This is a genomic window from Sphingomonas lacusdianchii, assembly GCF_022664395.1.
In the GTDB taxonomy this organism is placed as follows: domain Bacteria; phylum Pseudomonadota; class Alphaproteobacteria; order Sphingomonadales; family Sphingomonadaceae; genus Sphingomonas; species Sphingomonas lacusdianchii.
This window is the reverse complement of record NZ_JAKRET010000010.1, coordinates 81327-95792: the sequence shown is the minus strand read 5'-3', so window position 1 is coordinate 95792 and position 14466 is coordinate 81327. Positions and strand designations below refer to the sequence as shown.

12 protein-coding genes and 1 tRNA gene are annotated in these 14466 nt (G+C 67.6%); 8 read left to right on the top strand and 5 right to left on the bottom strand.

The genetic code is table 11. The features are described 5' to 3' along the window. Positions 1 to 168 precede the first annotated feature (168 nt). Complete coding sequence (locus MF607_RS14235; RefSeq protein ID WP_431311955.1) at positions 169 to 1638, top strand: glycoside hydrolase family 125 protein; 1470 nt, start codon at positions 169 to 171, stop codon at positions 1636 to 1638. Positions 1639 to 1988: 350 nt separating this feature from the next. On the opposite strand, the gene MF607_RS14230 is transcribed toward MF607_RS14235, so the two are convergent. Continuing rightward, positions 1989 to 2065, bottom strand: a tRNA-Pro gene (locus MF607_RS14230). A gap of 164 nt (positions 2066 to 2229) precedes the next feature. On the opposite strand from MF607_RS14230, the gene lepA reads away from it, so the two are divergent. From lepA to MF607_RS14200, 6 genes are all read left to right on the top strand, one after another. Then, on the top strand, positions 2230 to 4038 hold the full coding sequence (lepA, locus tag MF607_RS14225; protein ID WP_242119929.1) for a translation elongation factor 4: 1809 nt from the start codon (positions 2230 to 2232) through the stop codon (positions 4036 to 4038). Between the two features lie 624 nt (positions 4039 to 4662). Beyond that, on the top strand, positions 4663 to 4998 hold the full coding sequence (locus MF607_RS14220) for a phasin family protein (RefSeq protein WP_242119927.1): 336 nt from the start codon (positions 4663 to 4665) through the stop codon (positions 4996 to 4998). 67 nt (positions 4999 to 5065) lie between these two features. Beyond that, complete coding sequence (gene modA, locus MF607_RS14215; RefSeq protein ID WP_242119926.1) at positions 5066 to 5824, top strand: molybdate ABC transporter substrate-binding protein; 759 nt, start codon at positions 5066 to 5068, stop codon at positions 5822 to 5824. Continuing rightward, the gene (gene modB / locus MF607_RS14210) at positions 5821 to 6513 is read left to right on the top strand and encodes a molybdate ABC transporter permease subunit (protein ID WP_277925915.1); all 693 of its coding nucleotides are present in this window, start codon (positions 5821 to 5823) and stop codon (positions 6511 to 6513) included. The genes modA and modB overlap by 4 nt, the downstream gene beginning before the upstream one ends. Further along, on the top strand, positions 6503 to 7123 hold the full coding sequence (locus tag MF607_RS14205) for an ATP-binding cassette domain-containing protein (RefSeq protein WP_242119923.1): 621 nt from the start codon (positions 6503 to 6505) through the stop codon (positions 7121 to 7123). Before modB ends, MF607_RS14205 begins: the two co-directional genes overlap by 11 nt. Before the next feature lie 89 nt (positions 7124 to 7212). After that, complete coding sequence (locus MF607_RS14200) at positions 7213 to 7914, top strand: hypothetical protein (protein ID WP_242119921.1); 702 nt, start codon at positions 7213 to 7215, stop codon at positions 7912 to 7914. On the opposite strand, the gene MF607_RS14195 is transcribed toward MF607_RS14200, so the two are convergent. Genes MF607_RS14195 through MF607_RS14185 form a run of 3 tightly spaced genes read right to left on the bottom strand, consistent with a single transcriptional unit; the run spans position 7905 to position 9321 of the window. Beyond that, complete coding sequence (locus tag MF607_RS14195) at positions 7905 to 8324, bottom strand: hypothetical protein (protein WP_242119919.1); 420 nt, start codon at positions 8322 to 8324, stop codon at positions 7905 to 7907. The genes MF607_RS14200 and MF607_RS14195 overlap by 10 nt on opposite strands. Further along, positions 8312 to 8761 carry a hypothetical protein gene (locus MF607_RS14190; RefSeq protein ID WP_242119917.1) on the bottom strand — a complete coding sequence of 150 codons (450 nt, stop codon included), beginning with the start codon at positions 8759 to 8761 and terminating at the stop codon, positions 8312 to 8314. Before MF607_RS14190 ends, MF607_RS14195 begins: the two co-directional genes overlap by 13 nt. Beyond that, complete coding sequence (locus MF607_RS14185) at positions 8758 to 9321, bottom strand: hypothetical protein (RefSeq protein WP_242119916.1); 564 nt, start codon at positions 9319 to 9321, stop codon at positions 8758 to 8760. Before MF607_RS14185 ends, MF607_RS14190 begins: the two co-directional genes overlap by 4 nt. A 190-nt stretch (positions 9322 to 9511) precedes the next feature. Between MF607_RS14185 and MF607_RS14180 the strand changes: the two genes are divergently transcribed. Continuing rightward, entirely contained in the window at positions 9512 to 12025 is a 2514-nt protein-coding gene (locus tag MF607_RS14180; RefSeq protein WP_242119914.1) for a PhoX family protein, read from the top strand. Positions 12026 to 12417: 392 nt separating this feature from the next. On the opposite strand, the gene gspD is transcribed toward MF607_RS14180, so the two are convergent. Further along, positions 12418 to 14466, bottom strand: a complete 2049-nt coding sequence (gene gspD, locus MF607_RS14175) for a type II secretion system secretin GspD (protein ID WP_242119912.1) — start codon at positions 14464 to 14466, stop codon at positions 12418 to 12420.

Below are 14466 nucleotides of genomic sequence, written 5' to 3'. Positions count from 1 at the left end.
GATCCGGCTCCGGCCTCATGCATTTGCCCCAAGGAAAGAATCCGCAGATGGCGACGCGGACTTGCGAGCATGGTTGCAACGATGCCGATGCATCGGCACTGGATCGCCTGCCAGTACGAGGCAGCGGTCGCCCGCGCCGCCGACCTTCAGGATAACGGAGACCGTCCGATGCTTACCGACCGCCGCACGTTGATGACGCAGGGTGCCCTGCTGGGCGCCGGGCTGGCCTCCGGCACGCTCGCTCCGATCGCACGCGCGCAGGGCGGTGCGAAGGGCGGCTTTGCGAGCAAGCGTCCCGCCCCCGCCGACCGCCGATTCGTCAGCAAGGCGGTCGAACAGGAAATTGCACGGGTCAGCCGGATGATTGCCGATCCCGAGGTCGCGTGGCTGTTCGCCAATTGCTATCCCAACACGCTCGACACGACGGTGCGGATGGGCACGGTCGACGGCAAGCCCGACAGTTTCGTCATCACCGGCGACATTCCCTGCCTGTGGCTGCGCGATTCGGCGGCGCAGGTGAAATCCTACCTCCATCTGGCGAGGCAGGATGCGAAGCTGCGCGAACTGTTCCGCGGGCTGATCGCCCGCCATGCGCGCAGCGTGCTGATCGACCCTTATGCCAATGCCTTCATGGAGGATCCGACCGCCCCGACGTCGCTGGGCTGGGCCAAGGAGGACGTGACCGAGATGCGGCCCGGCGTCGCCGAGCGCAAATGGGAGATCGATTCGCTATGCTATTCGATGCGGCTGTCGCACGGATATTGGACCGCGACGCGCGATGCGACGCCGTTCGACGCGCAATGGGCCGACGCGATGCGGGCGATCGTGCGGACCTTCCGCGAACAGCAGCGCAAGGACGGGCCGGGGCCGTACAAGTTCCAGCGCGCGAGCCGCCAGCCGACCGAGACGCTGCTCGCCGGCTATGGCGCGCCGACGGTCAAGAACGGGATGATCCATTCGGGCTTCCGCCCCTCCGACGATGCCTGCCAATATCAGCTGTTCGTGCCTGCCAATCTGTTCGCGGTGACGACGCTGCGCGAAATGGCGCAGGTCGCGAGCGAAGCCCGCAACGACAATGCGTTGGCGCGGGACGCGACCGCGCTTGCCGACGAGGTCGCGGCGGCGGTCGCGCAGCACGGCACGATGCGGCTCGCCGATGGCAGCGTTGTCTGGGCCTATGAGGTCGATGGCTATGGCAATGCGATCTTCATGGACGACGCCAATGTGCCCTCGCTGTCGAGCCTCGCATGGCTCGGCTGCGTTCCGGCGAACGACGCACGCTGGCAGCGCACCGCGAAGGCGGCGTGGAGCGAGGCCAATCCGTGGTTCTTCAAGGGCACGGCCGGCGAAGGCATTGGCGGGCCGCATCAGGGCATGAACTATATCTGGCCGATGTCGCTGATCGTCCGCGCGCTCAGCGCCACCGACGATGCGACGATCCTTCGGTGCCTCGCCACGCTCAAGCGGACGCATGCCGGCACCGGCTTCATGCACGAGGCGTTCGAAAAGGACGATGCCGCCAAGTTCAGCCGCGACTGGTTCGCCTGGGCCAACGGGCTGTTCGGCGAACTGATCCTGCATATCGCCGCCACGCGACCGCAACTGCTCAAGGCGCCGCTCGATACGATCCGGGTCTAGGGCAAATCGACATTCAGTGGCGATCGTGAATTTTCGTCATTCCCGCGCAAGCGGGAATCCATATCCGCTGCCGTTTCGGCTGGATTCGGGACGCTGGCGCATATGGCCCCCCCGCCTCAGCGGGTGTGACGATAGCAGATAGAGCAGAGGTCCCGCGTCCAGCGAACTGAATGTCGATCGGCCTAGCCGGCAGCGTCGCCCCAGCGAAGGCTGGGGCCTCGTGCGGCTCCTGTCTCGCGCCATCACCAAGAGATCCCAGCCTGCGCTGGGATGACGTCTAATTCGGCTAAGATCGATCGAGCGCACGGAGTACGCCCGGCGTGCGAATGCGGTGAAGCGAAGACATCCAATGGTCGGGGAGAGAGGATTCGAACCTCCGGCCCCTGCCTCCCGAAGGCAGTGCTCTACCAGGCTGAGCTACTCCCCGACGGAGTATCGGCGGGGCGTCGAAAGCGCGCCTGCCGTTGCTTGGAGGCGCGCCTATAGCGGGCGGGTTCGGGGTCTGCAAGCGAGATTCGCATGGCCGCTGTTTGGCTTTGGCGGGGAAGCTGCTAGGGGCGCAGTCATCCTACTCTTTTCGAATGTGTGACCGTGGCCACTCCGCTCGACAAACTGCGCAATTTCTCGATCATCGCCCATATCGACCATGGCAAGTCGACGCTCGCCGACCGGCTGATCCAGCGGACCGGCGGCCTCGCCGAGCGCGAGATGTCGGCGCAGGTGCTCGACAATATGGAGATCGAGAAGGAGCGCGGCATCACCATCAAGGCACAGACCGTGCGTCTCGAGTGGAAGGGGCATGTCCTGAACCTGATGGACACGCCGGGCCATGTCGACTTCGCCTACGAAGTGTCGCGGTCGCTGGCGGCGTGCGAAGGTGCGCTGCTGGTGGTCGATGCGGCGCAGGGCGTGGAGGCGCAGACGCTCGCCAACGTCTATCAATCAATCGAGCATGACCATGAGATCATCCCGGTCATCAACAAGATCGACCTGCCCGCCGCCGAACCGGAAAAGGTCAAGAGCGAGATCGAGGACCTGATCGGTCTCGACACGTCGCGCGCCGTCCTCGCATCGGCGAAGGCCGGGATCGGGATCGACGATATTCTCGACGCGATCGTCGAACAGATTCCGCCGCCCAAGGGCGATGCGAATGCGCCCTTGAAGGCGATGCTGGTCGACAGTTGGTATGATCCGTATCTGGGCGTGGTCATCCTGATCCGGGTGATCGACGGGTCGATCCGCAAGGGTCAGCAGATCAAGTTCATGAATGCCGACACGACGCACCTGGTCGACCGGGTGGGGGCATTCCGGCCGAAGATCGAGCAGCTGCCCGACCTCGGCCCCGGCGAGATCGGTTTCATCACCGCGCAGATCAAGGAAGTGGCGCAGACGATGGTCGGCGACACGATCACCGATGCGAAGCGCCCGACCGCCGAGGCGCTGCCGGGGTTCAAGGAAGTGCAGTCGGTGGTGTTCTGCGGCCTGTTCCCGGTCGATGCCGCCGAGTTCGACAAGCTGCGCGAATCGATCAGCAAGCTGCGGCTGAACGACGCCAGCTTCACCTTCGAAATGGAAAACTCGGCGGCGCTGGGCTTCGGCTTCCGCTGCGGGTTCCTCGGGCTGCTGCATCTGGAGATCATCCAGGAGCGGCTGACCCGCGAATATGACCTCGACCTCATCACCACCGCGCCGTCGGTGGTGTATCAGATCGAACTGACCCATCCCGATCCGGCCGGCGTCACGCAGATCGACCTGCACAACCCGGCCGACATGCCCGACGTCAACAAGATCAAGACGATCAGCGAGCCGTGGATCAAGGCGACGATCTATGTCCCCGACGAATATCTGGGCGGCATATTGAAGCTGTGCCAGGACCGGCGCGGCATCCAGCTGAACCTGACCTATGTCAGCGGGCGGGCGCAGGCGACGTACGAACTGCCGCTCAACGAAGTCGTGTTCGATTTCTATGACCGGCTGAAGTCGCTGTCGAAGGGCTATGCCAGCTTCGATTACGAACAGATCGGCTATCGCGAGGGCGACCTCGTCAAGATGAGCATCCTCGTCAACGAAGAGCCGGTCGATGCGCTGTCGATGATCGTCCATCGCGGAACCGCCGAGGTGCGGGGACGCGGCATGGTCGAGCGGCTGAAGGAACTGATCCCGCGCCACCTGTTCAAGATCCCGATCCAGGCGGCGATCGGCGGCAAGGTGATCGCGCGCGAGACGATCAGCGCGATGCGCAAGGACGTGACCGCCAAATGCTATGGCGGCGACGCCAGCCGCAAGCGCAAGCTGCTCGACAAGCAGAAGAAGGGCAAGGCGAAGATGCGCGAATACGGGTCGGTCAGCATCCCGCAGGAAGCGTTCATCGCCGCGCTGCGCATGGGCGACGAAAACTGATCCCCGCCCCCGGCTATGCGCCAGGTGGATCCATTTCGACAGCACAAACGAAAGCGGCCGGCGCCTCAAAGGCACCGGCCGCTTTTCGTTCGATCGTTCGTGCCGTTCAGGCCAGAACGTTCAGAACCATCTGCACGGTCAACGCAACGCCGGCCCAACCGATCGCTGCCATGCCGACCATGGTGGCGATGGTCGCTCGCCCGGAATATTTGGTGTGCATCCTCGCCCTCCTTGTTCTTGTCTGGGACAGGTTGTTCCAAAACCGGGACGATTGCAAATTTGTGATGGTCATCCATTCGGCTAAATTGACGTCCGCGAACGCAGTTCTGCTGCGTCGCACAATGAGATTTGCGCGGCGCAAAACCGTCGTTTCGCGCGCACGTGCCAATTTGGAACGATTTTTTCGACGGCATTTCGCAGTTGCGATGTGTGGTTAATGCGGTGCGGCAGTCCGAAAATTTTTTTTCGGCGCCATTTGCCGCAGGGAAATTAGCGGGTTCGCGGGCTGCAAACGTTTCGCGTTCGTTTCGTACCGGGCGATTCGAAGCACATTTTGTCAGGGAACCTTTGGCTGATTCGAACGTCGGCGGGACGCCGGTTTCGGCACGACGACAGGAGAGCGACATGACCGATACCGACCGTCCGTTCGATGCGGCCAAGCAGGCGACCGACCAGATGAAGGCAGCGGGCGAGCGCATGCAGGCGGCGGGCACGCAGATGACCGAACAGGGATCGCAGCTCGGCCTGACCATCCTGTCGCAGGCAGAGTCCAATACGCAGGAAGCGTTCAAGGCGATGCGCGCCGCCGCCCAGGCGCGTGACCTGAACGAAGTGATGAAGATCCAGTCGGATTATATGCGCGAACAGGGGTCGCGATCGATGTCGCAGGCGCGCGAGGTTGGCGAGATGATCGCCCAGTTCGGACGCAACGCCATTGGGCAGATGACCGGGCGCGACTGATCGCGCTATGCCGGCCGTCCGTCGTGGCGATCTGCTGCGGCGGACCGCGCGCGCAGCTGGGGGTATGATGAAACGTTGGTTCCTGTGGCTGTTCGCCCTGCTGACGCTGGCAGGAGCCGCAGTCGCGCAGTCCCGGCCACCGGTGGTGTTGGCCGCCGCCAGCCTGCAGGAATCGATGAACGCCGCAGCGGACGCGTGGGCGAAGCGCGGCCATGTCCGGCCGACCCTGTCCTTCGCCGCCAGTTCGGCGCTGGCGCGGCAGGCGGCGGCGGGTGCGCCCGCCGACCTGTTCGTATCGGCCGATGTCGAATGGATGGACGATCTCGACCGGCGTGGGTTGCTCGCGTCGCGAAGCCGAACCAATTTGCTCGGCAACCGGCTGGTGCTGGTCGCACCGGCCGAAAGCAAGCTGCGCGTAGCGTTGCAGCCCGGAGTCGACCTGTCGCGCGCGTTGAACGGCGGACGGCTGGCGATGGCCGATCCCGATGCGGTGCCGGCCGGGCGCTATGGCAAGGCGGCGCTGACCCGGTTGGGCGCATGGGAGCGCGTCGCGCCGTCGGTGGTCCGCGCGGAGAATGTCCGTGCCGCGCTGGCGCTGGTCGAACGGGGGGCGGCCCCGCTCGGCATCGTCTATGCGACCGATGCCAAGGCGTCGGCGAAGGTCCGGGTCGTCGGCATCTTTCCGGCGGCGAGCCACCCGCCGATCGTCTACCCAATTGCGCGGCTGAAGGCGTCGCGAAGCGTCGAGGGTGAGCGCTTCCGCCGCTTCCTGACCAGCCCGGCGGGCAAGGCGATCTTCGTGCGCTACGGTTTCTCCGCGCGTTGACGTTCGATCGCGGCGAATGGGCGATCGTCCTGCTGTCGGTGAAGATCGGCGGCGTGGCGATGCTGGCGGCACTGCCGATCGCCTATGCGCTGGCGTGGATGTTGGCGCGGGGGCGGTTTCCGGGGAAGGTGCTGCTCGATGGCGTCGTTCATCTGCCATTGGTGCTGCCGCCGGTGGTGACCGGGTGGCTGTTGCTGCTGGCCTTCGCGCCGAACGGACCGATCGGTGGCTGGCTGGAGAATTGGTTCGGGGTCAGCGTGCTGTTCCGCTGGACCGGCGCGGCGATCGCGGCGGCGGTGATGGCACTGCCGCTGATGGTGCGCGCGATCCGCCTGTCGATCGAGGGGGTCGACCGGCGGCTGGAAAGCGTCGCCCGGACGCTGGGGGCGGGACGGGCGCGGGTGTTCTGGAGCGTGACCGCGCCGCTCAGCCTGCCGGGCGTGCTGGCCGGGATGGTATTGGGGTTCGCGCGCGCGTTGGGCGAATTCGGAGCGACGATCACCTTCGTCTCGAACGTGCCGGGCGAAACCGCGACGCTGCCGATCGCGATCTACAGCGCGTTGCAGGTGCCGGGCGGCGAGGCCGGCGTCGTGCGGCTTGCCGGCATGTCGGTGGCGCTGTCGCTGATCGCGCTGGTCCTGTCCGAATGGCTGGCCCGCCGCAACGGTCGGAGTGGCCATGTCCTTTGACATCGACGTGACCGTCCGGCTGGGTGAGGCGGTGGTCGGCGCCGTGGTGCCCGATGACGGGCTCGACAGCGGCCTGACGGTGCTGTTCGGCCCGTCGGGCGTCGGCAAGTCCAGTGTGCTCAACATGGTCGCCGGATTGTTGCGACCGGCGGCGGGGCATGTCCGGGTCGGGGGTGCCACGCTGTTCGACAGTGCCGCCGGGATCGACGTCGCGGTGCAGGATCGCCGCTGCGGCTATGTGTTTCAGGAGCCGCGCCTGTTCCCGCACCGCCGGGTCGCGGCCAATCTGCGTTACGGCATGGCGCGCGGTACGCCGCCGATCGGCTATGACGACATGGTCGCGCTGCTGGGTCTGGCGCATCTGCTCGATCGCTGGCCGGCGACGCTGTCGGGCGGCGAAGCGAAGCGGGTCGCGATCGGGCGGGCGCTGCTGTCGGGCGCACGGTTCCTGCTGATGGATGAACCGCTCGCGTCGCTCGATCGCGGACGACGCGAGGAGGTGATGGTCGCGATCGAGCGGCTGCGCGACACGCTGCGGCTGCCGATCCTGTACGTCACCCATGACGCGGCGGAGGCGGAGCGGCTTGCGACGCGGATCGTCGCGATGTGACCACCCGCAACGCCCGCGTCGCGATCCGAACATCGTGCCGCCGTAATTGAGGGGTGATGTCGGCGCCGAAACGATCGGGAGTTCGGGTGATGCGGCAGGTGGTTCTGATAGCGGCGACCTTCGTAGCTCCGCCCGCCATGGCGCAGGAGGCCGAACCCGATGGCCCCGACATCGTCGTGATCGCCGGCAAGCCGTTGCGGGTCGATGCGAAGCTGCTGCGCGCGGCGCAACGACGCTTTGCCGAGGACCGTCCGAGCTATGCGCCGCAGGGGACGCTGCGGTTCGAACTATGGCGGGGGGCTGATCGGATTTCGGCGGCCGGCGTCGGATTGGCGCTGACCGACGGGGCGGGGCGGCAATTGCCGGTGACGATCGATGCGGATGGCCGAGTGGCGTTCGCGACGCTGCCGGCCGGTCGCTGGTTCCTGACCGCCCCCGCCCAGTCGCAGGGGATGCGCCTGCGCCCGATCGTCCTGTCGAGCGGTACCAGTGTCGAGGATCGGCGGCTGGGCGATCTGCGCGCGCAATGCCGGGTGGCCGTGTCGATGGCGAAAGCGGATGCATCGTTGCTGGCAATGCCGTTGATCGGCATGTTCGACGCGATTGGCGGCTGTGCCAGCAAGCGCTTCGGTTTCTACCACATGGTCGAACATCCGCTGGCCAGCGCCACGGCGACGGGTGCGGGCGTTACCCGGACGCTGCGGCTATCGGCGAAGCGGACCTCGTACGAAGCGCCGCTGTCGGATCGCACGCTTTCCAACGAGGCGCGAGTGCGGCTGGCCTATCGCTGATCGTCGCTGCCGGGCATGGGTACGCGTGCCGTCTGTCCGCCGCGAGTGAAATAGGCGGCGTCGATCGCGAGGCTGCGCAGCTGCCAGCCATCGACGCTGTCGCCGGGTGACAGGGTACGCGTACCCTCCGCACCGCGCACCAGCGCGACGGCATCGCGGCCGAGCCGTCCGACCACGCCGAGCAGGGCCGGTGCGTCGTCGGGCAGCGCATCGGCGGCGGGCGGTGCGAACAGCGTTCGAGCGAAGGCGGCGCGCAAGGGTGGCGGGGCGACCGGGGCGGCAAGCGGCGCGACGGCGGGTACCGGTGCCGTGCCGCGATCGCCCTCACGCAGCAACCATGGCGGCAGGACGAGCGCCACCAGCACCGCCGCCGCGATCAGCCCATGGTCGCGCAGCCTCATCCCCGCCATGGCGCCACCAGCCGCGCGTCGAGCCGCACGCCGCCCGGTGCCGAGGTCAGCCGCCACGCCGCCATCCGCACCGGCGGGCCGCCGCGTTCGAGCGCGTCGGCGAACGCCACCACCGCCTTCTCGCTGCCCGATGCGCGCAGCGTGAGCATGGCCAGCGGGGCGGGGGCGGCGGGATCGGCGGCGAGGTTCTCGATCAGTACGCCGCCGCGCGCGGCATCGCTGCGGATGCGCGTCGCGAGGCGGCGGGCGGCATCCCCGGCATCGTCGGCGGGAAAGGCCGCCGCGGCGACCGCGAGCGGTGCCGGATCGGCGGCTGCCTCCACCCGGGCGACGTCGCGATCGGTGCGGGCGGTCGCGAGATCGTCGAGCGCGGCGGCGGTCGGCATGGCGAGCAACGCGGCCAGCCCCAGCGCGATCAGCGGCAGGCGCGGCGTCATCGCGGCTGTTCCAGCGTGATCCGCATCCGCCCGTCGCCCTCCGCGCGGCTCTGCGCCACGGCGCGCAGTCCGCCGAACGCCGGGTCGCGCCGCAACGCCGCCACGGCGCGATCGGGGTCGGGCGCGGCGAGGTCAATCGTCACCGGCCCGGCACCGCGCTCGACCCGCAGCAGCGCGGCATCCTCGGGCAGCGAGCGGGCGATCGCTTCCAGCGTCGCGCCCAGCGTCGGGCCGTTCCATGCGGCGGCGAGCAGCGCACGGGCGCGGTCCTGCCCGGCACGCGCCGCGACCGCCGGGGCCGATCGCTCTGTCGACCTTCGTGTTTCGTGACGAAGCTGCACGGTCGTCAGCGTCGCGCCGGCCAGCGTCAGCAGCGGCGTGGCGAGGATCGCGGTCGCCAGGAGGATGCCCGCCCGGTCCGGGCGCGAAGCTGCGGTCGGCTCCGGATCCCGATCGGCAGGAGGTGTCGTACCGGGCGCCCGCCGCGCCGCACCCAGTGCCCGGTCGAACAGGCTGGGCCGGACGGGCGCGCTGTCATTGGCGGGACGGGGGTCGGCCATGCCCGCTCCTACGCCCGGCATCGGTGGCGGCACAAGCGCGAACGGGGTTGCGGGGGTCACGTCACCGAACCGTCTTCATTCCGCCATCCAATCGTCTTCGATCCGCAATCGCCCTGTCGCAGCTTTGCGCCAACGCGGGTCGGGGAGGGACGCCGGCAGGGCCGGCTTCCGGAAATATCGCGGGGATTTCATGGCGAACAACGACCTCATCATCGATTACGACGACGGCGATATCGAAACGAACCCGAGCACGGGGCCGAGCCTGCAGGACCTGGTCGACCAGCGTTATTCGCGGCGGCAGGCGCTGCGCGGCGGTGCGTCGACGGCGGCGGTCGCCGTATTCGGCGGATCGCTGCTCGCCGCGTGCGACGACAAGGTGCAGGGCATCGACAACACCCCGCCGGTCGTCGGCGGCACGTCGAGCGGTGCGACCAGCGGCGGCCGCGTCGTCACGCTGACCGGCACCGTCACCGACGATAATGCGATCGTATCGCAGGCGTTTACGCAGGTGGCGGGGCCGACCGTCGCGCTGTCGAATGCGAACACCGGTGCCGCGACCTTCATCGCGCCCGCGGTCAGCACCAACACCAATCTGGTGTTCCGCTATGCCGCCACCGACGTGAAGGGCGCGACCAGCACCACCGACATCACCGTCGCCGTCGCGCCGCCGACGCTGGGCTTCACGGCGGTCGGCCGCAGCCTTGCCGATACAGTCGTCATTCCCACGGGCTATACCGCCAGCGTGATCTATCGTCTCGGCGATCCGCTGAGCAGCGCGACGCCGGCGTTCGCCAATGACGGCACCGACACCGGCTATTCGAACCGCGCCGGCGACCATCATGACGGTATGAGCTATTTCGGTCTCGCCGCCAGCGGCAACACCCGCGACGCGAACAACTCGACGCGCGGCCTGCTGGTGATGAACCACGAGAACATCTCCGAGCAATATCTCCATGTCGCCGGCGTGACGGCGGGCGCGACGCGCGTGACGTCCGAAGTCGTCAAGGAAATGGAGTGCCACGGCGTGTCGGTGGTCGAAGTGACCCGCGCGTCGAACGGCAGCTGGAGCTATGTCCAGAATTCGTCGTTCAACCGCCGCATCACCCCCTATACCCCGACCGCGTTCAGCGGCCCGGTAAAGGGCAGCCCGCTGCTGTTCACCGCCTATTCGCCCGACGGCACCACCGGGCGCGGCACCATCAACAACTGCGCCAACGGCCATATGCCGTGGGGCACCTACATGACCTGCGAAGAGAATTGGGCGGGCTATTACCGGCGCGATGCCGGCGACAATGCCGTGCGGACCGCGCTGATCGGCGCGAAGTCGACCCAGGCGTTCACGCGCTACGGCCTGTCGCAGCGTACCGGCAACTATGCATGGACGACCGCGGCCGAGGCGACCCCCGGCGCGACGCTGATCCGCAAGTTCAACGCGACGATCGACCAGACCCAGCCGGTGAACGGTACCGGCGATTTCCGCAACGAGCCGAACCAATATGGCTGGTGCGTGGAGATCGATCCCTATGATCCGGCATCGACCCCGCGCAAGCGCACCGCGCTGGGCCGCATGAACCATGAAGGCTGCTGCCCCGGCCGCGCCATCGCCGGCGTCCGCCCCGCCTTCTACATGGGCGACGACGCGCAGAACGAATATATCTACAAATTCGTGTCGAACACGCCATGGGTGGCGGCCGATGCGACCGCCAGCGACCGGCTGGCGATCGGTGACAAGTATCTCGACAATGGCACGCTGTATGTCGCCAAGTTCAACGCCGACGGGTCGGGCGAATGGATTGCGCTGGTGTTCGGGCAGAACGGCCTGACCGCGACCAACGCGCTCTATCCCTTTGCCGATCAGGCCGACGTCCTGACCCATTGCCGTCTGGCCGGTGACGCGGTCGGCGCGACGCGGATGGATCGGCCGGAATGGACGGCGGTCAATCCGGCGACCGGCGAGATGTACTGCACGCTGACCAACAATTCGTCGCGTGCGCCGGGCAACGTCGATGCCGCCAACCCGCGCTCCTATATCGATCCGCGCATCAACGGCACGCGTTCGACCGGCAATGCCAACGGCCATATCGTCCGTCTGCGCGAAGCCGGCGACACGACCGAGGCGACGCGCTTCACCTGGGACGTCTATGCCTTTGGCGCCGGGGCCGATCTCGACCCGACCAACATCAACCTGTCGGGACTGGACGCGACCAACGACTTCTCCAGCCCGGACGGCCTGTGGTTCGGCAGCCCGACCAACGCGTCGGGACAGGTCACGCCGGTGCTGTGGATCCAGACCGACGACGGCGCGTACACCGACGTCACCAACTGCATGATGCTGGCGGCGATGCCGGGGTCGGTCGGCGATGGCGGCACGCGCACCATCACCAACACCGGCGTGTCGGCGACCAGCACCGCGACGACCCGCATCGGCAAGGCTCCGGGTACGGCGCTGCGCCGCTTCCTGGTCGGGCCGGTCCAGTGCGAGATTACCGGCATCGAATCGACGCCCGACGGTCGGTCGCTGTTCGTGAACATCCAGCATCCGGGTGAGGGTGGTACGTTCAGCGCGCCGACCAGCAACTGGCCGCCGCTGCCGGCGAGCGGCAGCACGACGATTTCCGCGACGGCAACGGTCACCGCCGGCACCCGGCCCCGGTCGGCGACGATCGTCATCACCCGGACCGATGGCGGCGTGGTCGCGCTGTAACGCGGCTTTCGATTGAGGCGGGAGGGGGGGCGGGGACCGCAGGGTCTCCGCCCCCTCGTCGTTGATGATCATGCCGGCAGCCTGTCGAGCGCCAGCCGCGCTGCTCCCAGGCTGTGCTCCGGCTGATAGAAGGGCGACGTTGCAGGTCGTATCGAACCGCGCCGGTGCCGTCGGATCGACACGGAGCGGCGGAGAGCTATCGACCTCATCCGATCGGTCGACCCGCCCGACGGCCGGTATCGCACCCGATCCGGCAAAACGGCGCAATTCGCTGTCACAGTCCAGATGCCGAGATGGATCGCCCATAGGCGAACCACTAGACGATATGATAATCACTATCAATAGCGGAAGCGGATCGTTTCTTCCTACCGGCCGTGGTGAACGCCAAGCCGTCAATAAATTCCGTCGATTTCCATCGTCAGGCGCGGTGCGGGCGGGTTGAGCAGCAGGCTGCGTTTCTCACCCTGCAGCACCTCTTCCTGCCGCAGCCGGTCGTAGCGGCTGCGCGCGGCGGCGGCTGCGTCGGCACCGTCGCGCAGGATCGTCGGCTTCAGGAACACGAACAGGGTGCGCTTCTGCCGGCTCTCGTTGCGGCCCTTGAACAATTCGCCGACGATCGGAATGTCGCCGAGGATCGGCACCTGGCTGCGGACGCGCTGGTAATCGTCGCTGGTCAGGCCGCCCAGCACGATCGTCTGGCCGTTATCGGCAAGGACGGTGGTGTTGGCCGAACGTTTGTTGGTGATGATGTCGGCGGCGCCACTGACCTGGGTCGGGGCGATCGAGGATGCCTCCTGACTGACTTCGAGACGGATCGTGTCGCCGGCATTGATGCGCGGCAGGACGCGCAGGGTGATGCCGACGTCCTTGCGCTCGATGGTGGTATAGGGATTGGCGGTGCCGTTGCCGGTCAGGATCGATCCGGTGACGAACGGCACTTCCTGCGCGACGACGAACTCGCCGAGCTTGTTGTCGAGCACGGTGATCTGCGGCGTCGACAGCAGATTGGCCTTGGTCGACTGGCTGAGCGCCTGCACGAGGATCGAGAAATCGTTGCCGATGCCGATATTGCCGGTGATGCCGCTGCCGAGCAGATTGCCGGCCGGCACGCCCAGCGCGCGCAGGATTCCGCCGAGCGACGCGCCACCATTGTCGAACGACGTCGCCACCCCTTCGACGCGGGTCAGCGCCGCGCCCGACGTGCCGATCTGTACGGCCAGCTGTTCGGCGTCCTGACCGGTAATCTCCGCGATCGCCGCCTCGATCAGCACCTGCGGGCGGCGGACGTCGAGGTCGGGGATCAGCCGTTCGATCTGGGCGATGGCGGTGGGGGTGCCGCGCACGACGACGGCGTTGATGTCGGGGGCGGGCTGGACGGTGATGTCGGGGGTGGTGAAGCCCTGTGCCGGGGTGGTCGACTGATTCTGGCCGACGGTGCTGATGCTGCCACCCGTACCGGTGCCCGCGCCGACGCCGCTCGCCGCGGCGATCCCCGCCGCGCTGGCGCCGCCATTGGCGATCAGGCCCGACAGCGCCGCGCCGGCATTGTTGCGCTGGCTGGTGGTCGAAAGACTGCGTGCGACCGGGTTCGACGCCGATTGCTGTTGGCCAAGGATGCCGCGCAGGACTTCGGTCACGCTTTCGGCGTCGGCATAGCTCAGGCGGAAGACGCGGGTCGAGGGCGTCGCGCCGCTGCCGCGTGCGTCGAGCGACTGAGCGATGCGCCGCGCCTCGGCGACGCCGGCCGGGGTGCCGCGCACGAGGATGGTGTTGCTGCGCGCGTCACCCGCCACCCGCGCGCCGCCTTCGCCGAGCACCGCCTGCATCGCGGTCGCGATATCGGCCGCGTTGCCGTTCTGGAGCGTGATGGTGGCGAAGGTCGATCCGCCGCCACCGTCGAGGGAGCGGGCCAGTGCCTCGATCCGGCGGACATTGTCGGCATAGTCGGTGACGACGATCGCATTGGGCTGGGTCAGCGGCTCGACGCTGCCGAAGCTCGCGACCAGCGGGCGGACGATCCGCGCGGCATCGGCCGAGGGCACGTTCGACAGCCGCACCATGCGCGTGGTCAGTTCCTGCCCGCCGACGCCACGCGCGCGCACCCCGCCGTCGCGCACCGCATTGGCCTGCGGAATGATTCGCCATGCCGAGCCCGATCGGACCGCCGCGAAGCCGTTGGCGCGCAGCACCGACTGGAAGAGTTCCCACACCCCCGCCGGCGACAGCGGTTCGGCGGAGGTGACCGTCACCTGCCCCTTGACCGTCGGGTCGAGGATCAGCGTGCGGCCGGTGATGCGGCTGATCTGATCGGCGACGTCGGCGATCTCGACGCCGCGCATGTTGACGACGATGTCGGCAGGCTGCGTCTGGGCCGCGACCGGCGACAGGCTGGTCGCGGCGAGCGTGACGGACAGGAACGCGGAAACGAAGCGATGGCGCAC

Bases quoted from the DNA above. Each gene is read 5' to 3' on its own strand.
- MF607_RS14200 (WP_242119921.1), top strand. From the start codon at position 7,213: ATGCGGCAGGTGGTTCTGATAGCGGCGACCTTCGTAGCTCCGCCCGCC.
- MF607_RS14220 (WP_242119927.1), top strand. From the start codon at position 4,663: ATGACCGATACCGACCGTCCGTTCGATGCGGCCAAGCAGGCGACCGAC.
- MF607_RS14190 (WP_242119917.1), bottom strand. From the start codon at position 8,761: ATGACGCCGCGCCTGCCGCTGATCGCGCTGGGGCTGGCCGCGTTGCTC.
- MF607_RS14195 (WP_242119919.1), bottom strand. From the start codon at position 8,324: ATGGCGGGGATGAGGCTGCGCGACCATGGGCTGATCGCGGCGGCGGTG.
- MF607_RS14235 (WP_431311955.1), top strand. From the start codon at position 169: ATGCTTACCGACCGCCGCACGTTGATGACGCAGGGTGCCCTGCTGGGC.
- MF607_RS14180 (WP_242119914.1), top strand. From the start codon at position 9,512: ATGGCGAACAACGACCTCATCATCGATTACGACGACGGCGATATCGAA.
- MF607_RS14205 (WP_242119923.1), top strand. From the start codon at position 6,503: ATGTCCTTTGACATCGACGTGACCGTCCGGCTGGGTGAGGCGGTGGTC.
- modA (WP_242119926.1), top strand. From the start codon at position 5,066: ATGAAACGTTGGTTCCTGTGGCTGTTCGCCCTGCTGACGCTGGCAGGA.
- MF607_RS14185 (WP_242119916.1), bottom strand. From the start codon at position 9,321: ATGGCCGACCCCCGTCCCGCCAATGACAGCGCGCCCGTCCGGCCCAGC.